16 protein-coding genes, 1 tRNA gene and 2 pseudogenes are annotated in these 18457 nt (G+C 59.1%); 17 read left to right on the top strand and 2 right to left on the bottom strand.

Annotated features, from left to right (window positions below; translation table 11 throughout):
- The first annotated feature begins 474 nt into the window (after positions 1–474).
- Together AC07Y9_RS05090 and AC07Y9_RS05085 are read left to right on the top strand one after the other, a co-directional pair.
- Complete coding sequence (locus AC07Y9_RS05090) at positions 475–1233, top strand: carbon-nitrogen hydrolase family protein (protein ID WP_102679564.1); 759 nt, start codon at positions 475–477, stop codon at positions 1231–1233.
- Positions 1230–1676 (top strand): GNAT family N-acetyltransferase, encoded by a 447-nt coding sequence (locus AC07Y9_RS05085; RefSeq protein ID WP_087092738.1) that lies wholly within the window; start codon positions 1230–1232, stop codon positions 1674–1676. The genes AC07Y9_RS05090 and AC07Y9_RS05085 overlap by 4 nt, the downstream gene beginning before the upstream one ends.
- A gap of 45 nt (positions 1677–1721) precedes the next feature.
- Here the strand turns inward: AC07Y9_RS05085 and AC07Y9_RS05080 are convergent, their stop codons facing one another.
- Positions 1722–1952, bottom strand: coding sequence for a DNA-binding protein (locus AC07Y9_RS05080; RefSeq protein ID WP_087092739.1), 231 nt, complete (start codon positions 1950–1952; stop codon positions 1722–1724).
- Between the two features lie 81 nt (positions 1953–2033).
- On the opposite strand from AC07Y9_RS05080, the gene AC07Y9_RS05075 reads away from it, so the two are divergent.
- The 14 genes and pseudogenes from AC07Y9_RS05075 (at position 2034) to AC07Y9_RS05010 (ending at position 16024) form a co-directional block, all read left to right on the top strand.
- Positions 2034–2399 (top strand): helix-turn-helix domain-containing protein, encoded by a 366-nt coding sequence (locus tag AC07Y9_RS05075; protein WP_007924437.1) that lies wholly within the window; start codon positions 2034–2036, stop codon positions 2397–2399.
- A gap of 145 nt (positions 2400–2544) precedes the next feature.
- A complete protein-coding gene (gene gacA / locus AC07Y9_RS05070) occupies positions 2545–3186 on the top strand; it encodes a response regulator transcription factor GacA (RefSeq protein WP_020295157.1) in 642 nt (213 codons plus the stop codon).
- 2 nt (positions 3187–3188) lie between these two features.
- A complete protein-coding gene (gene uvrC, locus AC07Y9_RS05065; RefSeq protein WP_007924433.1) occupies positions 3189–5012 on the top strand; it encodes an excinuclease ABC subunit UvrC in 1824 nt (607 codons plus the stop codon).
- Between the two features lie 563 nt (positions 5013–5575).
- Positions 5576–6136 carry a CDP-diacylglycerol--glycerol-3-phosphate 3-phosphatidyltransferase gene (pgsA, locus tag AC07Y9_RS05060; RefSeq protein ID WP_007924430.1) on the top strand — a complete coding sequence of 187 codons (561 nt, stop codon included), beginning with the start codon at positions 5576–5578 and terminating at the stop codon, positions 6134–6136.
- A gap of 63 nt (positions 6137–6199) precedes the next feature.
- Positions 6200–6275: transfer RNA gene (locus tag AC07Y9_RS05055), tRNA-Gly, on the top strand.
- A gap of 222 nt (positions 6276–6497) precedes the next feature.
- A complete protein-coding gene (locus tag AC07Y9_RS05050; protein WP_102679566.1) occupies positions 6498–8333 on the top strand; it encodes a tyrosine-type recombinase/integrase in 1836 nt (611 codons plus the stop codon).
- 419 nt (positions 8334–8752) lie between these two features.
- The gene (locus AC07Y9_RS05045) at positions 8753–8989 is read left to right on the top strand and encodes an integrase core domain-containing protein (RefSeq protein WP_404942489.1); all 237 of its coding nucleotides are present in this window, start codon (positions 8753–8755) and stop codon (positions 8987–8989) included.
- A gap of 190 nt (positions 8990–9179) precedes the next feature.
- Positions 9180–9269, top strand: a complete 90-nt coding sequence (gene kdpF, locus AC07Y9_RS05040; RefSeq protein ID WP_087092744.1) for a K(+)-transporting ATPase subunit F — start codon at positions 9180–9182, stop codon at positions 9267–9269.
- An 8-nt stretch (positions 9270–9277) separates the two neighbouring features.
- Positions 9278–10972 (top strand): potassium-transporting ATPase subunit KdpA, encoded by a 1695-nt coding sequence (gene kdpA / locus AC07Y9_RS05035; protein ID WP_102679568.1) that lies wholly within the window; start codon positions 9278–9280, stop codon positions 10970–10972.
- Between the two features lie 25 nt (positions 10973–10997).
- Positions 10998–13039 (top strand): annotated as a pseudogene (kdpB, locus tag AC07Y9_RS05030) (potassium-transporting ATPase subunit KdpB); the annotation flags it as partial.
- Positions 13040–13168: 129 nt separating this feature from the next.
- A complete protein-coding gene (kdpC, locus tag AC07Y9_RS05025) occupies positions 13169–13720 on the top strand; it encodes a potassium-transporting ATPase subunit KdpC (protein ID WP_102681565.1) in 552 nt (183 codons plus the stop codon).
- 52 nt (positions 13721–13772) lie between these two features.
- A pseudogene (locus AC07Y9_RS05020) lies at positions 13773–14060 on the top strand (histidine kinase); the annotation flags it as partial.
- Positions 14061–14235: 175 nt separating this feature from the next.
- Complete coding sequence (locus AC07Y9_RS05015) at positions 14236–14940, top strand: response regulator (RefSeq protein WP_087092587.1); 705 nt, start codon at positions 14236–14238, stop codon at positions 14938–14940.
- Positions 14941–15040: 100 nt separating this feature from the next.
- A complete protein-coding gene (locus tag AC07Y9_RS05010) occupies positions 15041–16024 on the top strand; it encodes an IS5 family transposase (RefSeq protein WP_102680972.1) in 984 nt (327 codons plus the stop codon).
- Positions 16025–16177: 153 nt separating this feature from the next.
- On the opposite strand, the gene mobH is transcribed toward AC07Y9_RS05010, so the two are convergent.
- Positions 16178–17902 (bottom strand): MobH family relaxase, encoded by a 1725-nt coding sequence (gene mobH / locus AC07Y9_RS05005; RefSeq protein WP_102680971.1) that lies wholly within the window; start codon positions 17900–17902, stop codon positions 16178–16180.
- A gap of 222 nt (positions 17903–18124) precedes the next feature.
- On the opposite strand from mobH, the gene AC07Y9_RS05000 reads away from it, so the two are divergent.
- Positions 18125–18322, top strand: a complete 198-nt coding sequence (locus tag AC07Y9_RS05000) for a DUF7740 domain-containing protein (RefSeq protein ID WP_007901093.1) — start codon at positions 18125–18127, stop codon at positions 18320–18322.
- Positions 18323–18457 lie beyond the last annotated feature (135 nt).

Here is an 18457-nt window from a genome sequence, read left to right as displayed (position 1 = left end):
AGTGTCGTAACGGTAATAGGTGGCGTAGTTCATGGTTTCAATCCTCGGTAAGTTCGGTGTGTTGCTGAAAGTCGTGGTTAAAAATCGTTGGCCCAGAAAAACAAAACCCCCGGTCGGGAGGCCGACCGGGGGTGAGATTTTCTCTGGTAGGCGACCCGTTCAAGTGGGCGCCGTTTGGGTATCAGGCGCGCCAGTGGCTAAACCAATACCCAAAATAAAAGCTCGCCGGAGCGCAGGCGTTTTTCACCCAGGCAGCCGCACCGACGCGCGAGGCGCTGGCAGTGTGACGATGCATGGAAAGGGTGAGGGACGACATGCTGTTTCTCCGTGAAGTGGGCCGAGCTTACTAGAGGCCGGGGTGACGGTTCAATCAGAAATTCCTATTACCTGGCCAGTAAGTGCCTATGAGTGAAGCATTTTGAAGTTTTATGACACACTCGCCACGCCCTCATTTGTGCTCATTCAGGACGAATCATGACCTCCCTGACCCTTGCCGCCGCCCAATCGATTTCCGTTGCCGGAGACCTGCCGGGCAATATCGCCCGGCACCAGGCCTTTATCCGCGCCGCGGCAACGCAGGGCGTGCAATTGCTAGTGTTTCCCGAGCTGTCCCTGAGCGGCTACGAGCCCACGCTGGCGGCCGAGCTGGCGGTCTTGCCCCAGAGCCTATTGTTGCAACCGTTGCGCGACCTGGCCCGGGAGTTGGGGGTGACGGCGGTGGTGGGCATGCCCATTCGCCTGTCGGCCGAGGGGCCGTTGTTGATTGGCGCCCTGGTGCTGGCGGCCGATGGTTCGTTGGCGGTCTATAGCAAGCAGCATCTGCATGCCGGCGAGGAGTTGGTGTTCAGCCCAGGCACGGGGGGCGCGAACCTGAGGTTCGCCGAGGACCGGGTGGCCCTGGCGGTGTGCGCCGATTTCTCTCAGGCCAGCCATGCGCGTGCGGCGGCGCAGTCCGGCGCCGGCATCTATGCCGCCGGCGTGCTGATCAGCGAAAACGGCTACGCCGCGGACAGTACCTTGTTGCAGGGCTATGCCGCGGAGCATGCAATGCTGGTGCTGATGGCCAACCACGGCGGACCGACCGGGGGCTGGGTGTCGGCGGGCCGCAGCGCGATCTGGGGGCCGGATGGCGCTCTGGTCGTGGCCGCCGCAGGCTGTGGCGACGAGTTGCTGATCGCCCGGCGCGACGCCGGTCGCTGGAGTGGTCAACAAGTGACGGTCGAAGCGCCTTGAACGGTTTCCAACTGCGTCCGGCCAGCACCCCGGAGGATCTGCTGTTCGCCCGCGACCTGACCCGCAGCACCATGCTGGGCTATTACATCCGTCACGACCTGTTGTGGTTGGACGAAGCTTTCGATGTGGCCTGGGCCGGGCGGGAGAACCTGCTGATCTGCCAGGGCGCCGAGGTGCTGGGGTTCGTCAGCCTGAGTCGCGATTCCAGGGCCTTGTATATTCGCGAGTTGCATGTGCTCGAGGCGTTTCGCGGGCAAGGTGCCGGGGCCTGGACCATCGAACAGGTGTTGGCGATGGCGCGTGGTGAGCGGCGTGGGCTGCTGCGGCTGACGGTGTTCAAGGACAACCCGGCGCAGGCGCTCTATGGGCGTATGGGGTTGAAGGTGGTCGGGGAAGACGAGTGCTTTCTACGGATGGAGCGAAGCAGCGCCGCGGATGCGTAGCCGCTGGTTTTTGTGTGTCCCGAGCAGTGTGGCGACAGTCGAGGATCAGGCGGGTGTCTGATCGGGATCCTCCGGCTCGGCAAGGATGATGCCGTCTTTCATACCCAGCAATACGGCCACCTTGTGCGCCTCTCCGCGTCGCCCTTTCTTGCGGCCGGCCAATACCTGGTAGGTGGTGGCTGGGTCGACCCCGTGTTCACGGGCGAACTGTTGAACCGATTTACCTTGATGTTCAAGCCAGGCCTTGGCTTGTGCGGCAGTGCGGATACCGGGCATAGTTCAAAACCGTTCAAATTTGTTCAATGCTTGAAGGGTGTAACACCCCTAGGGGTGCATAAAAAAGGATCATACATCCAAATGAGTGGAATCGGTTCGCGGTTAAGACAGGAAAGGGAACGCCTGGGGTTGTCGCAGAAAAAATTTGGTGAAGTTGGCGGCGTGGAAGCCAATGCCCAAGGCAGATATGAAAGTGGAGACCGTGTGCCCAAGGCGGATTACTTGTCCCGGGTGGCGGCAAAAGGGGTCGATGTCCTTTATATAGTGACCGGCAGGCGGACCCCGACCAGGGCCGATAACCTCAGCCAGAGCGAAGAGAAAATCCTCGTCAGTTATCGGGCCTTGTACAAGGAAGATCAGGATGCGATCCGGCACCTGACCCATACCCTTGCCGAGCTTTCGGTTTCCAGCCTCATGAAAAGAAAAGCGGACGCCCGAGAGCCTTAGGGCAGGGCGTTCGCAGCGCATCAACCATCCACCGGATACCCCTGGTGAACAAGTGCTTTTTATATGGTGTTTGTCATTAGGTCAGCACGCTGCTTTTTTGCTAAGGTGTCCGGCAACCTATAAGACCAAATCGCGAGGTGTCTGCTTGATTAGGGTGCTAGTAGTCGATGACCATGATCTCGTTCGTACAGGTATTACACGAATGCTGGCTGACATCGATGGCCTGCAAGTGGTCGGTCAGGCCGAATCAGGGGAGGAATCCCTGCTCAAGGCCCGGGAATTGAAACCCGATGTGGTCCTCATGGACGTCAAGATGCCCGGGATCGGCGGTCTTGAAGCCACGCGCAAGTTATTGCGCAGTCACCCGGATATCAAAGTCGTGGCCGTCACCGTGTGTGAAGAAGATCCGTTCCCGACCCGCTTGCTGCAAGCCGGTGCGGCGGGTTACCTGACCAAGGGCGCGGGTCTCAACGAAATGGTGCAGGCCATCCGCCTGGTGTTTGCCGGCCAGCGTTACATCAGCCCGCAGATTGCCCAGCAACTGGTGTTCAAGTCATTCCAGCCGTCCAGTGATTCACCGTTCGACGCCTTGTCGGAGCGCGAGATCCAGATTGCGCTGATGATTGTCGGCTGCCAGAAAGTGCAGATCATCTCCGACAAGTTGTGCCTGTCTCCGAAAACCGTGAATACCTACCGTTACCGTATCTTCGAGAAGCTCTCGATCAGCAGTGATGTCGAACTGACGTTGCTGGCGGTTCGCCACGGCATGGTCGATGCCAGCGCCTGACAATGACCGACCCGTTTGATCCCAGTGCTTTTCTTTCCACCTGCAGTGGCCGTCCTGGCGTGTATCGCATGTTCGACAGCGATGCACGTCTGCTTTACGTCGGTAAAGCCAAGAACCTGAAGAGCCGCCTGGCCAGCTACTTTCGCAAGACCGGCCTGGCGCCGAAGACCGCTGCCCTGGTGGGGCGCATCGCGCAGATCGAAACCACCATCACCGCCAACGAAACCGAGGCCCTGCTGCTGGAGCAGACGCTGATCAAGGAATGGCGGCCGCCGTACAACATCCTGTTGCGCGACGATAAGTCCTATCCCTATGTGTTTCTGTCGGACGGCGAGTTTCCGCGTTTCAGCATCCATCGCGGGGCGAAGAAGCAGAAGGGCAAGTACTTCGGCCCGTACCCCAGCGCCGGGGCGATTCGCGAGAGCCTGAGCCTGCTGCAAAAGACCTTCATGGTCCGCCAGTGCGAGGACAGCTACTACAAGAACCGCACCCGGCCGTGCCTGCAATATCAGATCAAGCGCTGCAAGGCGCCGTGCGTCGGCCTGGTGGAGGCCGAGGTGTATGCCGAGGATGTGCGCCACTCGGTGATGTTCCTCGAAGGCCGCAGCAATGCCCTGACCGACGAACTGTCGGCGGGCATGGAGCAGGCGGCCAGCACCCTGGACTTCGAGAAGGCCGCCGAGCTGCGCGACCAGATTTCCCTGCTGCGGCGGGTGCAGGACCAGCAGAGCATGGAAGGCGGCAGCGGCGACGTCGATGTGGTGGCGGCTTTCGTCAACCCGGGCGGCGCCTGCGTGCACCTGATCAGCGTGCGTGGCGGCCGGGTGCTGGGCAGCAAGAACTTCTTTCCCCAGGTGGGTATCGAGGAAGAGGTGGCCGAGGTCATGTCGGCATTCCTTGGCCAGTACTTTCTCAGCAGCCCGGAGCGCGACCTGCCCAGCGAGCTGATCGTCAACGTGGTCCATGAAGATTTCCCGACCCTGATCACCGCGATCCAGGCCTTGCGCGGCCGTGAGCTGAGCATCAGCCACCGGGTGCGCGGCACGCGGGCGCGCTGGCAGCAACTGGCGGTGACCAACGCCGAGCAGGCCCTGAGCGCGCGGCTGGCCAATCGGCAGCATGTGGCCGCACGTTTCGAAGCCCTGGCCGAAGTGCTGAACCTGGACGAGCCGCCGCAACGCCTGGAGTGTTACGACATCAGTCACTCCAGCGGCGAGGCGACCGTGGCGTCCTGCGTGGTATTTGGCCCGGAAGGTCCGCTGAAGTCCGATTACCGGCGCTACAACATCGAAGGCGTCACCGCCGGCGACGACTATGCGGCGATGCACCAGGCCCTGACCCGGCGCTTCAGCAAACTCAAGGACGGTGAGGGCAAGCTGCCGGACATCCTGTTGGTGGACGGCGGCAAGGGCCAGCTGTCCATGGCCCGCGACGTACTCAACGAGCTGGCGGTGCCCGACCTGATCCTCTTGGGGGTGGCCAAGGGCGCGACGCGCAAGGCCGGCTTCGAGACCCTCTACCTCAACGATGCGGCCCATGAGTTCACCCTCAAGGGCGACTCACCGGCGCTGCACCTGATCCAGCAGATCCGCGACGAGGCTCACCGTTTCGCCATCACCGGCCACCGCGCGCGTCGCGGCAAGACCCGCCGCACTTCGACCCTCGAAGGCGTGGCCGGCGTCGGCCCCAAGCGCCGCCGCGACCTGTTGAAACACTTTGGCGGATTGCAGGAACTGTCTCGCGCCAGCATCGAGGAGATCGCCAAGGCACCGGGGATCAGTAAAAAGCTCGCTGAACTGATTTATGCGAACTTGCATAGCGAGTAGGGGAGAGCTCAGGGCCTGAAAGGGTCAGGCTGGCCGGGGCACTGTTTCAGATGGGCAATAACATCAGGGTCTGTTTTAGTGATGTCGATCTTAGCGCTCCCATCAAGGTAAATGCCCATTGTTCTCCACCGTTTTGGCGTGATGTAGATGCACCGGGCCGGGGTCGTATCGGCCCACCAATCGGGGGAAAATGTGCCCTGCATCATAGGTTGTCTCACCCGGCATCAAGTCTCTTAGGGTTTTTGATGACGCGCCAACTGTCTGATCCGATTTGCCCTACACCAGCACCGTCCAATAAGACACTCTCAGAAAGCCCACCTAGAGTGGGCCCAAAGACAACACCGCCGAAGGTGTCACCCGACCCGGTGATGATTTTCCCGCCGTGGCTGGTCGGGCTGCCCAGGTGAGCCATGGGACGACCATTCAGTTGCTCTTTCGAGGCGCTCAAAGTCTTGGAACAGTGTTAGACACGCTGTGCGAGAAGCCCGTAGAATGGCCGTGCCTACCTCATCTGCTGTCTTTTTCGAGTAGATTGCCAACTCACCTCGTAGCCAGTTGTGCCGATGAATATCCCTAATCTGATCACCGTTCTACGCGTTCTGCTCATCCCGATCTTCATTTTGCTGTTTTACCTGCCTTACTCCTGGAGCTACATGGCTGCCAGTTCTGTCTTCGCGTTCGCCGCGGCCACCGACTGGCTCGATGGTTATCTGGCGCGACGCCTGGAGCAAAGCACGCCGTTCGGGGCCTTCCTCGACCCGGTGGCCGACAAGTTGATGGTGGCGGTGGCCCTGGTGCTGCTGGTGCAAGAGCACGGCAATCTGTGGCTGACCCTGCCGGCGGCGGTAATCATCGGACGCGAAATCGTCGTTTCCGCCCTCCGCGAGTGGATGGCCGAACTGGGTGCCCGCGCCCAGGTGGCGGTGTCCAACATGGGCAAATGGAAAACCGCCGCGCAGATGCTGGCGCTGGTGATCCTGCTGGCCAACCCGCCGGCCTTCACCTTCTGGGTGCTGCTGGGTTATGCCTTGCTGCTGATCGCGGGAGGCCTGACCCTGTGGTCCATGCTGCAGTACCTGCGCGCCGCCTGGCCGCATCTGAAGACTGATGTGGAAAAGAAATAAAACTTTTTTGAATCAAGGGGTTGACGCAGTTTCGAATTTCTATAGAATGCACACCACCAAGACGCGGGAATAGCTCAGTTGGTAGAGCACGACCTTGCCAAGGTCGGGGTCGCGAGTTCGAGTCTCGTTTCCCGCTCCAAATATTGCGCTGCAGAGTTCCACTGAATTCTGTAAGTGATTGAAATCAGGACCTTAGGGTCCTTTTTTCGTTCCAGCGGGAACCACTGAAATCCAGCACTATCCGGTGCGTTTAAGTCCAGGATTAAGTCCAGGATTCTGACGCGTACGGAATCGGTTTGTTGCTGGAGCAGTTTGCGTGGCGAGATGAACATCTGGCCCTGACTCTGTTCAGGAGCTCGCGATGGCACTCTCAGAAATGTCTATTCGGCACGCCCGAATCACTGGTATTGACTACACACTCGGTGACAGTGACGGCCTCACGCTCAATGTGACGGCCAGCGGTGGAAAGATCTGGCTTTTCCGTTACTACTGGATGGGCAAGCAGAAGCGCATGTCCTTGGGTTGTTACCCGCAAATTAGCCTCAAAGAAGCGCGTATCCGTCGTGATGAAGCGCGTGCCTTGGTTGCCCAAGGCGTCAATCCCTATGAGCACCGTAAACAGCAGCGCCGTGCAGTTCGTTTTGCGACAGAGCATACCTTCGAGGCTGTGTTCGATCAGTGGGTGGAGTTCCGCAGGCTGAGCCTAAAGGAAGGGCGTCAGAGCACGCTCTCGCAAATCTTGAGAATCTTCAATAAAGACGTCTTACCTACACTGGGTGGGCGGTCCATCTACGATATCAGTCGTCACGATCTGCTGGATTTGCTAAGCAGGATCGAACAACGCAAGGCATTAACGACAGCTGAAAAGTGCCGGACCTGGTTCAACCAATTGTTCCGCTATGCGCTGGTGAAGATCGAGGGGTTGGAACACAATCCGGCTTCAGACCTCGATGTTGTCGCACTCCCCAAACCTCCGGTGTCACACAATCCGTTTCTTCGTATGGACGAGCTGCCTGAGTTGATGACTGCTCTCCGAAACTATGGTGGAGCGAACCAAACACGCCTTGGCCTTCGATTGTTGTTGCTGACCGGTGTCCGCACGGGTGAGCTACGCTTGGCGACACCCGATCAGTTCGATCTGAAGCAGCGGTTATGGATCATACCGGCGGAGGTGGTGAAGCAACTCCAGTTAGCTATGCGGAAGCCAGGCAAGCAGGTCCTCAATATACCGCCCTACATCGTCCCGCTCTCGGTTCAGGCGCTTGAAATAGTGCGTCACTTGTTGGACCAGGTTCTCCCTGCGCAACGATATTTGTTCGCGCATCGAAGTGACCTAAGCAAGCGCATAAGCGAGAACACCCTGAATGGAGCGCTACGCCGGATGGGATATGCCGATCAACTCACAGGTCATGGGATGAGGGCTACGATCTCGACGGCGCTTAACGAGATTGGCTACCCTAAGGTATGGGTAGACGCGCAGCTTTCTCATGCTGATCCAGACAAGGTGAGCGCGGCTTACAACCATGCGGAATATGTCGAGCAGCGTCGGACCATGATGCAGGATTGGGCAAATAGATTGGACCTTTGGGGGCAGGGTAAACCGAAAGCAGCAAGCTCTCCGTTGACTATTCGTTTAGAGGGCGCAGCTTCACTGCCCTTGCTGCAAAACGCGAACGCAAATGCTGTTCTGTATAGCCGCTTTCCACCGGCGACTGCCTCATCGACGATGCTGCTCAGTAGCGAGAAAGTCCCCATTAGGTCCAATCAATCGTCTGTTGTACCCGCTCCAATACGGACTGAAAAAGCTCACAACTCTCACGTGTCTGACATCCAGCGCGAGCGCGCCGAGATGCTAGCAACGTTTGAGGCCTCGAGTAGCTTGCCACTGCTTGTCTTCGCCAGGCTGGCAGGAAAATCCCGCGATCAGATCAATCGCGATATCAAAGCTAGACGTCTTCTATCCCTGAGCTTGGGAAATCGTGGTCAACGTATTCCCGATTGGCAGCTCGACCCATTGCGGCACAAGTTGGTTCTCTCGGTGCTGATGCAGTCACCGGATGCGGATGCATGGAGACTTTATGGCGCTCTTTGTAAGCCTCAGGAGCGACTAAAAGGTCGTTCGCCAATCGATGTGCTCACTCTGGAGAATTTTGACGTAACTGCACAGATCGTTTGCAGTGTTCTGGGCTCAAGTTGAAGTGCTGTCTTCGAGTGGTGGCAATGATGTCGTCGCTCGCTGAATGCATCAGGCGCGAGCTGCTTCTGGATATGTGAAATTCACAAGTCACCTGAAATGTTGAGATGGATTGGGAAGGGGCTTCTACTGCGCCAAATGACACCATTTGGCAATACCTTGCCCCCACATTCTCTTGTCAGCTCTCCATCCCTCTCATTTGGGGGCTGCGTCTTGGGTATGGTGGGTAACCCGGCCTCGTGCCGGCCATTTTCAATGACTTGGCTGAACACTCATTAGTTCAACAACCGCACCATCCACTCTGAAAACATTGATCTTGTCTGGTCTATTAGTGGTTGTTAGTAGGCGGCGTTGGTTTCATCCAGCCATCGTGATTGATTTATTTGCTCGCCGAGTCATTGGGGGGCATTTTCCTTTGGTCCATGATGCCAACCTTGTTAGCAAGGTGCTACGTATGGCGACGCGGACAATGCTGGGACAATGCACCAACGGAGCTATTTCCCGGCACATTGAAGTCAGAATGGGCCCCTCGCAGCGGCTATGACCCGAACGAGGTACAAACCAACATGGTGCGCTTCTTCATGTACTACAACCGGACCAGGCTTCATTGCTATAAAAACTACCTGTCGCCAGTAACCATGGAACAAGAGTCTGCATAAAAACCGTAACCGATGTTCGGAGCTATTAGGCCCGTACAGGCTTGCTCGTGAAGAGACCTACCACTGTATAACCTCCCACTTTTTACGTTTTATTTATACCCCGTCACACCCTTCGATCTCGCACCTTTACGGCCACTCTACGGACAATATACTCCGAACGCGGCAATACGCCGTAATAGGGGGAATTTCCATGAGTACTCTGGATGGGGTCTCACTGCTATTGGCAGTGGGACTGTTCATTTATTTGATGATTGCGCTGTTGCGCGCGGACCGGAACTAGGAGCGGCAATGCACAGTTATGACTATTGGCTGATCCTCGGCTTCTTTGCCTTGGTGCTGCTGCCCGCGCCTTTCCTGGGGCGGTTCTACTACAAGGTAATGGAGGGCCAGCGCACCTGGCTGACGCCGCTGTTGGGGCCAGTCGAACGCGCTTGTTACCGGCTTTCGGGCGTCGATGCGCAAAGCGAACAGAGCTGGCAGAAATACACCCTGGCCCTGCTTGCGTTCAACCTTGCGGGCTTTTTGCTCTTGTTCGCAATCCTGCTGTTCCAGGATCACTTGCCGCTCAACCCGCAGAACTTGCCGGGACAGGAGTGGACGCTGGCGTTCAACACCGCGGTCAGCTTCATGACCAACACCAACTGGCAGGCCTACAGCGGTGAAGCCTCCCTGAGCTACCTGAGTCAGATGGTCGGCCTGACTGTGCAGAACTTCGTCAGCGCCGCCACTGGTTTGGCGGTGCTGGTTGCACTGTGTCGTGGCATCGGCCGCAAGTCGACCAAGACCCTGGGCAACTTCTGGGTCGACATGACCCGAGCCACCCTCTATGGCCTGCTGCCGCTGTGCCTGCTGCTGGCCTTGTTCCTGGTCTGGCAGGGCGTCCCGCAAACTTTCGCCCAGTATGTCCACGCCGTGACCCTGCAAGGCGTCGATCAGGTGATTCCACTGGGCCCGGCCGCCAGCCAGATTGCGATCAAGCAACTGGGTACCAATGGGGGGGCTTTCTTCGGCGTCAACTCGGCGCACCCCTTCGAGAACCCGACGGCTTGGAGCAACCTGTTCGAGGTGGCCTCGATCATCCTGATCCCGGTGGCCCTGGTGTTCACTTTCGGCCACTACGTCAAGGACCTGCGCCAGAGCCGGGCGATCATCGCTTGCATGCTGGCGCTGTTCCTGATCGGCGGCGCGACCTCGCTGTGGGCCGAGTACCAACCCAATCCGACCCTGGCCAACGCCGCCGTCGAACAGACCGCGCCGCTGGAAGGCAAGGAAGTACGCTTCGGTACCACCGCCACCGTGCTCTGGTCGGTAACCACCACGGCGGCGTCGAACGGGTCGGTCAACGGCATGCATGACAGCCTCAGTCCGCTGAGCGGCATGGTCGCGCTGATCAACATGATGGTCGGTGAGGTGATCTTCGGCGGCGTCGGCGCGGGCCTCTACGGCATGTTGCTGAACGTGCTGATCGCGGTCTTCCTCGCCGGCCTGATGATCGGGCGCACCCCGGAATACCTGGGCAAGAAGCTGCAGGCCAAGGAAGTGCAATTGCTGGTGGTGACGCTGATGGTGATGCCGGTCGGCGTGCTGGTACTGAGTGCTATCGCCGCGAGCCTGCCGGGGCCGGTGGCCTCGGTGACTAACCCTGGCGCTCATGGTTTCAGCCAGTTGCTGTACGCCTACACCTCGGCCGGTGCCAACAACGGTTCGGCGTTCGGTGGCTTTGGTGCCAACACCCCGTTCCATAACCTGATGCTGGGCCTGGGCATGTTGATCGGCCGCTTCGGCTACATCCTGCCGGTGCTGGCCCTGGCCGGTAGCCTGGCGCTGAAAAAGACCGCGCCGATCGGCCAGAACAGCTTCCCGACCCATGGTCCGCTGTTTGTCACATTGCTGACCATGACCATTTTGCTGGTGGGTGGCTTGACCTTCCTGCCGACTTTGGCACTGGGTCCTATCGCTGAACACTTGAGCATGGGCTTCTGAGGACTATTGATGAATATGCCCGTAACTAAACCGGTCGTCGTCAAGGCGTCGGAACAACAGAAAACCTCGATCGCAGCCCTGTGGCGTCCGGCGCTGGTGCAGGCCTTCGTCAAGCTCGACCCGCGCCAGTTGCAACGTTCGCCGGTGATGCTGGTGGTCGAGCTGACCGCCATCTTCACCACCGTGTTGTGCTTCTTGCCGGAGACCACGGTCCCGACCTTCGTCGCCGCGCAGATCGCCCTCTGGCTGTGGTTCACCGTGCTGTTCGCCAACTTCGCCGAGGCTCTGGCCGAAGGCCGTGGCAAGGCCCGCGCCGACAGCCTCAAGGCCGGCAGCGAAGGCCTGAGTGCGCGCCTGAAGAAAGCCGATGGCAGCTTCCAGGTGATCCCGGCCGCCAATTTGCGCAAAGGCGATGTGGTGCGCGTCGAAGCGGGGGAAATGATTCCCGGCGACGGTGAGGTCATCGAAGGCATTGCCGCGGTCAACGAAGCGGCCATCACTGGCGAATCGGCTCCGGTCATTCGCGAGTCCGGCGGCGATCGCTCGGCCGTGACCGGCAATACCCGGCTGGTGTCCGACTGGTTGCTGGTGCGCATTACCAGCAATCCGGGCGAGTCGACCCTCGACCGCATGATCGCCCTGGTAGAAGGCGCCAAGCGCCAGAAGACCCCGAACGAAGTGGCCCTGGATATCCTGCTGATCGGCCTGACCCTGATCTTCCTGATCGTGGTCGTGACCCTGCAGCCGTTCGCCCACTTTGCCAATGGCAGCCTGCCGCTGGTGTTCCTGGTGGCATTGTTGGTGACCCTGATTCCGACCACCATCGGTGGCCTGCTGTCGGCCATCGGGATCGCCGGGATGGACCGTCTGGTGCGGCTGAACGTGATCGCCAAATCCGGTCGTGCCGTGGAAGCGGCGGGTGACGTGCATGTCCTGCTGCTGGACAAGACCGGCACCATCACCTTCGGTAACCGTCGTTGCGCGGCCATCCACGCAGCGCCTGGGGTCAATCACCAGGAAATGGCCGAGGCCACCTTGCTGGCCTCGCTGGCGGACGACACGGCGGAAGGCAAATCCATCGTCGAATACCTGCGCGGGCTTTATCCACAGCCCGAGCCGAGCGCCGAAATGCTGACCGCCGTGCCGTTCAGTGCAGAGACCCGGCTGTCCGGTGTCGACTATCAGGGGCGGGTCTATCGCAAGGGCGCGGTGGATTCGGTGCTGGCCTTCGTCGGTCTGCAACGGGGCGACCTGGCCCCGGCGCTGTCCCGGGAGATCGACAAGATTGCCCAGAGTGGCGGCACGCCGCTGCTGGTGTGTGCCGAGGGCAAGCTGCTCGGCGCCATTCACCTCAAGGACGTGGTCAAGCCCGGTATCCGCGAGCGTTTCGCCGAGTTGCGCAAGCTGGGGATCCGCACCGTGATGGTGACCGGCGACAACCCGCTGACCGCCGCCGCCATTGCCGCGGAGGCCGGGGTGGATGACGTGCTGGCCGAAGCCACACCGGAGAAAAAGCTGGCGCGCATTCGCCACGAACAGAACGACGGTCGCCTGGTCGCCATGTGTGGCGACGGCGCCAACGACGCCCCGGCGCTGGCCCAGGCCGACGTCGGCATGGCGATGAACGATGGCACCCAGGCGGCGCGCGAAGCGGCGAACATGGTCGACCTCGACAGCGATCCGACCAAGCTGCTGGACGTGGTGCAGATCGGCAAGGAACTGCTGGTGACCCGTGGCGCCCTGACCACCTTTTCCATTGCCAACGACATCGCCAAGTACTTCGCGATCCTGCCGGCGCTGTTCGCGGCAATTTATCCACAGCTCGGCGTGCTCAATGTCATGCAACTGAGCAGCCCGCAGAGCGCGATCCTCTCGGCGATCGTGTTCAACGCCCTGATCATCGTCGTGCTGATTCCGCTGGCCCTGCGCGGGGTGCGGGTGCAGGCGGCCAGCGCGGCCCATCTGCTGCGCCGCAACCTGCTGATCTATGGCCTGGGCGGGATCTTGGTGCCGTTCCTGGGCATCAAGCTGATCGACATGCTGCTGACGGCTTTGCATCTGGTGTAACCCCGCGACCCTGTAGGAGCCAGCTTGCTGGCGATGGCGTCAACCCAGTGCGCCAGACGCACCGCATCGCTAGCAAGCGGGTTCCTACGGAGTCCGGGTAAACCCGTTAACCGAATCGAGGATTTGATGATGTCCACTGTATTGCGTCCGGCCTTGAGCCTGATTGTGTTGATGACCCTGATCACTGGTGTGGCCTATCCGCTGGTGGTCACCGGCGTGGCCCAGGTGGCGTTCCCGAAACAGGCCAATGGCAGCCTGGTGCTCGATGGCGTGGGCCAGGTCCGTGGTTCGGCCCTGATCGCCCAGGATTTCAGCGGCGACAGCTGGTTCCACCCGCGTCCATCGGCGGGGGGCTTTGCCACGGTGTCCAGCAGTGCGAGCAACCTGGCGCCGAGCAACCCGGCCCTGGCCAGCCGTGTGATCGACGACGCCAACAAGCTGGCGGTGCCAGGGCAGGGGCCGGTACCGCTGGCATTGCTGACGACTTCGGGCAGCGGCCTGGATCCGCACTTGCCACCGGCGGCGATTAACTATCAACTGGCGCGGGTCGCGGCGGCGCGCAACCTGCCGGTCGCCACGCTGCAGCAGTTGGTGGATGCTCATGTCGAGCAGCCTCTGGTCGGCCCGCCGGTGGTGAATGTGCTGGCCTTGAACCGGGCGCTGGAAAAGCTCGCCCTGTAGCCAGCTGCTACAAGTTTGTATGTCGATGATTTGAGTCCAGAGAGAACAATGCATGAGTGATTCCGGCCGCGCCGATGCACTGTTAGCCGATCTGTCCCATGACGGCCGCGGCCGGCTCAAGGTCTTCCTTGGCGCCGCCCCGGGCGTCGGCAAGACCTACGCCATGTTGCAGGCGGCGCACACGCAATTGCGTCAGGGGGTGACGGTCCTGGCCGGGGTGGTGGAAACCCATGGCCGGGCGGAAACCGAAGCCTTGCTAGGTGGCTTGCCGCAACAGCCGCTGGTGCGTTCCGAATACCGCGGGGTCATGCTCGAAGAGATGGACCTCGACGGCCTGCTCAAGGCCAGGCATGGTCGGTGCTCATGGTGAGCCCATCGCGGTGGGCGAGGTAATTGAGGGATGTGGCACCTGGATCACCTTGTGCCTGCCGTTGCAGACTCAACCGGAATTGGAGAGTTAAGCCTGAACTCGCCTGCATTACTCTCGTGCTATCTCTTTGTGTTGATGTGAACTCATGAACCAGACCGCGACCATTTTGATCATCGATGACGAACCGCAGATCCGCAAATTCCTGCGCATCAGCCTCACCTCCCAGGGCTACAAGGTGCTTGAAGCCGGCACCGGCAACGAGGGCCTGGTCCAGGCGGCGCTGAACAAGCCCGACCTGCTGGTGCTCGATCTTGGCCTGCCGGACATGGACGGCCAGCAAGTGCTGCGCGAATTTTGCAAGTGGTCGACAGTGTCGGTGCTGGTGCTCTCGGTGCGCGCCAGCGAAGGACAGAAGGTCCAAGCCCTGGATGGTGGCGCCAACGACTATATGACCAAGCCGTTTGGTATCCAGGAGTTTCTGGCCCGAGTGCGCGCCTTGTTGCGTCAGATGCCGGTGGGTGAGGCTCAGGAAGCGGTACTCAGTTTCGGCCCGCTCATTGTGAACCTGGCTTATCGCCGGGTGCTACTGGACGGTATAGAGGTGGCGCTGACACGCAAGGAGTATGCGGTGTTGGCGCAACTGGCGCGGCATCCGGGGCGGGTGATCACCCAGCAGCAATTGCTCAATGATATCTGGGGGCCGACGCACACCGAGGACAGCCACTATCTGCGGATAGTGGTGTCGCACTTGCGGCAGAAACTGGTGGATGATCCAACTCAGCCACGATTCATCGTCACCGAGGCAGGAGTGGGGTACCGGTTGTTGAGTGAGGGCAACTGTTGCCGCTGACCGAAAACTGGCCTAGGGATTCTCCGATCAAGTTCAGCACAGGGCCCGTCTGCTGTGCTGAAATAGCCCACCCTTTCGGTCATGAGCAGCAGCCAGTCCCATGAGTCAGATGAGCTTTTCCGATTTCGAGTATGCCGGCAAACGCAAGCAGACCCGCCGCGAGCGCTTTCTGGCCGAGATGGAGCAAGTCGTTCCCTGGAGCGGGCTGGTGGCACTGATCGAACCTCATTACCCAAAGGCTGGCGGTGGCCGCAAGCCGTATCCATTGGAGACCATGCTGCGCATTCATCTGCTGCAGAACTGGTTTTCGCTGAGTGATCCGGCCATGGAAGAGGCGCTCTACGAAATCACCTCGATGCGCCAGTTCGCCCGGCTGACGCTCAGCGCTCCGATCCCCGAAGACACGACGATTATGAATTTCCGGCACCTGCTGGAGAAGCACCAACTGGCAGCGGGCATCCTGGACGTCATCAATCGCTACTTGAAGGACAAAGGTCTGTCGCTTCGCCAAGGCACCATCGTTGATGCCACGATCATTCATGCTCCCAGTTCGACCAAGAACAAGGAAGGCAAGCGTGACCCTGAAATGCACCAGACCAAGAAAGGGAATCAGTACTTTTTTGGCATGAAAGCCCACATCGGTGCCGACGTGGAGTCGGGCCTGGTACATCACATCCATGGCACCGCGGCCCATGTTGCAGACGTGACGCAGGTGGCCGAACTGCTACACGGTGATGAGAACGCGGTCTACGCCGACGCGGGTTACACCGGGGTGGAAAAGCGCGAGGAACATGAAGGCCGCAAGGTGATCTGGCAGATTGCTGCACGTCGCAGCACGTACACGAAGCTGAGCAAGCGCAGCCTGATCTACAAGGCCAAACGTGAAATTGAACGGGTGAAGGCACAGACCCGAGCCAAGGTCGAACACTCGTTTCGGGTGATCAAGCGCCAGTTCGGCCACGTGAAGAACCGGTTCCGTGGTTTGGTGAAAAACACCGCCCATCTCACCACGCTGTTTGCCCTGTCGAACCTGTGGATGGTGCGCAAAAAATTGATGGGTATGAGTGAATTGCGTCTTGGATGAACGAGGTGGGCTGAAAAGCCTGCCGACGGCTGCTTGAGCAATGCTTATCAGGCCGATATGACCGGAAAACACCCTTGGTGGTTAGCATCTACACGTCAGAAGCTAACTTGATCGGAGGGTCCCTAGCCTCGATTAATGGAGTGCACCGGGAACTTAAGCTTTTTCGACTTTAAGGAAAGGATTGTCGGGAGGTACAGATATAGTATCGAACAATAGTGTTGGTTTTTCTAATAGATAACCTTTGAGTTTTGCTTTCTTTCGAGGACCTTCGACCTGACAGATCCAGATGTTCAAACCATCACTCCGTTTTCTATGGATCTTCAGTTTCTCAAATTGCCTCTGCACCCAACGCCATTCTTCAATATCTTGGTCTGACTCCTGAAAAATACCAGGAAACTCCTGAGCAAAACGTTGAAAAATACCAGGTGTGACCAAAAAGACAGTGCCGCCGACAATGTGTACCTTGGCCTTGCTGTCATTGATGATCAGCTTGTGACTCTGGATACCTTCCTTGACCCAGTTCAGGAATACTTGACCAGAGGTATCTAACGAGGGATTTGATATTTCGAGGGCACTTGCGAACGATGCATGACTGGCCTCAGGCCTCTCTAACTCGAACATATCTAGCAGCGCGCTAAGGTAATCAGCATCCTCCATCACCATGGGGTCTGGCTGCGATTGACTTTGGCGCGATTCTGCAAAGGCAGTCTTGGATGGTGATGCCGATGTGACGGTTGGGTGGTCATCAAGTACCACATTTACTTTTCCGCTAAAAGCTTCTGGGCGGTCTTCGCTCCCCCAAATCAACGCTGGTTGAAAACGCAAAAAAGTAAAGCTCTGCTGCCAGTTTCCCTGCGTCACGAGCGCCGTCCAGATGGCTTTGCCTTCCGGGGTTGACTCGACTAATCCATGCGATTGCAGTTCGTCGAACACGGCAATGTTGGAGGAGGGGATGCCCTCAATCGATTGCGACAGCAGATAGGCTCGCAGCTTGTCCGTGAATGTTTTGCTGACGAGCCAGAGAGCATCTTGAGTCAACCATCCCGCGGCACCTGGCTGGTTGAGTTTCAGTTCGTGCTGAACCAAATGACGCAGTCCGCTGATCAAGTGGTGTTGCAGCGAATGAATCGGCGCTTGTAGCGCCTTGTTCGGGTTGCCACCAATGTTCTGCGCGGTGGAGACACGGTCGGCTTGAATCACCAACTCGCCCAGTACGCCGGCACGTTCGTACTGACCGGCCAGGACATACAGCAAGTTGGCCCAGAGCGACGGAAAGCCACTGAGCCAATCGAGTATTGGGCGGTCGATAATCTGGGTGTAGAGCAAACCGGCAGCGGCACCGTGCAGGTGGTAGTCACGACCTTTGATGTAACGAAAACGGTATGGCTGATCCAGCGGGCCCTGCCATGGATGCCAAAGACAACCATCTTGGCGTTCGACCTGCAGGTCCACGGCGATCTTGCCGATGTCATGGAGCAGGGCGCCATAGGCGATACCGGCGGACCAGGCGTCGGTCTGGGCGGCCTGATCTTCTGGGGCGGCACCGGTGGGGAGCAGATACGACTGGCGCAGCTTCAGACTACAGGCGACCAGCTCAAGACCATGGTCGAGCATGCCACCGAGATACGCATGGTGGTGTGTCTCGCTGGCCGGGAGTTGCTGGACCTGTTCGGCGTAGCGATGGATCGGATTTAAATAGAGTTGGATGAACTGCGCGTGGGAGAGGGCGGTGTATTGCCAGATGCGATCGAGCAACTGACGGCGGTGTTCCGCGGCTAACAAGCTGTGGGCCGACTCGATGGGCAGGTAACCTTCGGCGCCGTTCACGATCGGTGGTGGAGGGGGCTTCTGCCTTTTGCGACGAAACAGGCTGAGCATCGTGACCTCCGGGAAGTGGCTGGGTCAGTGGCCTTTTAGCCTTTTCGGATAGGGCTCTTACCCTTGACTCCCCATTCCCTTCTAACCTTTACCCGTCCTTTTGGCACCTGTCCCTTTGTGCGGCAATCGGAATATGGATTTTGCTAGGCATCGTTTTGTTGAGGGCTGGTACGAAAAAGAAAAGTGTCGCTACACTGCGGTGCCTATTTTTTGGGTCTTGCCATGAACCTCACTGACGCCACGCTCGTGCTACTGCTCGCGGCACGTATCCATGGGACCGACGAAGCTGTCAGAGCCTCGGCGAAGAGCGTGGTCAAGAAGTTGCCGCGCAGTAAGCGCGATCTGATCTACAAGGTGATCGATAGCCGAAGTCCGCTCGAGCTGGTGGATTTTCTGGCGCAGAACCTGGATGCGGAATGACAGGCTACGGGTGTGCGCCCCTCTCTCTGATTCTTTGCATCAGAGCTCCGCGGTATGGGGATTTTTCTGGGTGTAGAAAAATGGGCCCAACTCGCGTTGGGCCCCAGTGATGCGATTGCAGCGGTGAGGTAGCGA

It is taken from the genome of Pseudomonas sp. GW456-L12, from assembly GCF_059424045.1.
The sequence above is the reverse complement of the archived record's forward strand: the minus strand, read 5'-3'. Positions and strand labels throughout refer to the sequence as shown.

Bases quoted from the DNA above. Each gene is read 5' to 3' on its own strand.
- AC07Y9_RS05090 (WP_102679564.1), top strand. From the start codon at position 475: ATGACCTCCCTGACCCTTGCCGCCGCCCAATCGATTTCCGTTGCCGGA.
- AC07Y9_RS05080 (WP_087092739.1), bottom strand. From the start codon at position 1,952: ATGCCCGGTATCCGCACTGCCGCACAAGCCAAGGCCTGGCTTGAACAT.
- AC07Y9_RS05075 (WP_007924437.1), top strand. From the start codon at position 2,034: ATGAGTGGAATCGGTTCGCGGTTAAGACAGGAAAGGGAACGCCTGGGG.
- uvrC (WP_007924433.1), top strand. From the start codon at position 3,189: ATGACCGACCCGTTTGATCCCAGTGCTTTTCTTTCCACCTGCAGTGGC.
- pgsA (WP_007924430.1), top strand. From the start codon at position 5,576: ATGAATATCCCTAATCTGATCACCGTTCTACGCGTTCTGCTCATCCCG.
- AC07Y9_RS05050 (WP_102679566.1), top strand. From the start codon at position 6,498: ATGGCACTCTCAGAAATGTCTATTCGGCACGCCCGAATCACTGGTATT.
- AC07Y9_RS05045 (WP_404942489.1), top strand. From the start codon at position 8,753: ATGATGCCAACCTTGTTAGCAAGGTGCTACGTATGGCGACGCGGACAA.
- kdpF (WP_087092744.1), top strand. From the start codon at position 9,180: ATGAGTACTCTGGATGGGGTCTCACTGCTATTGGCAGTGGGACTGTTC.
- kdpA (WP_102679568.1), top strand. From the start codon at position 9,278: ATGCACAGTTATGACTATTGGCTGATCCTCGGCTTCTTTGCCTTGGTG.
- kdpC (WP_102681565.1), top strand. From the start codon at position 13,169: ATGTCCACTGTATTGCGTCCGGCCTTGAGCCTGATTGTGTTGATGACC.
- AC07Y9_RS05015 (WP_087092587.1), top strand. From the start codon at position 14,236: ATGAACCAGACCGCGACCATTTTGATCATCGATGACGAACCGCAGATC.
- AC07Y9_RS05010 (WP_102680972.1), top strand. From the start codon at position 15,041: ATGAGTCAGATGAGCTTTTCCGATTTCGAGTATGCCGGCAAACGCAAG.
- mobH (WP_102680971.1), bottom strand. From the start codon at position 17,902: ATGCTCAGCCTGTTTCGTCGCAAAAGGCAGAAGCCCCCTCCACCACCG.
- AC07Y9_RS05000 (WP_007901093.1), top strand. From the start codon at position 18,125: ATGAACCTCACTGACGCCACGCTCGTGCTACTGCTCGCGGCACGTATC.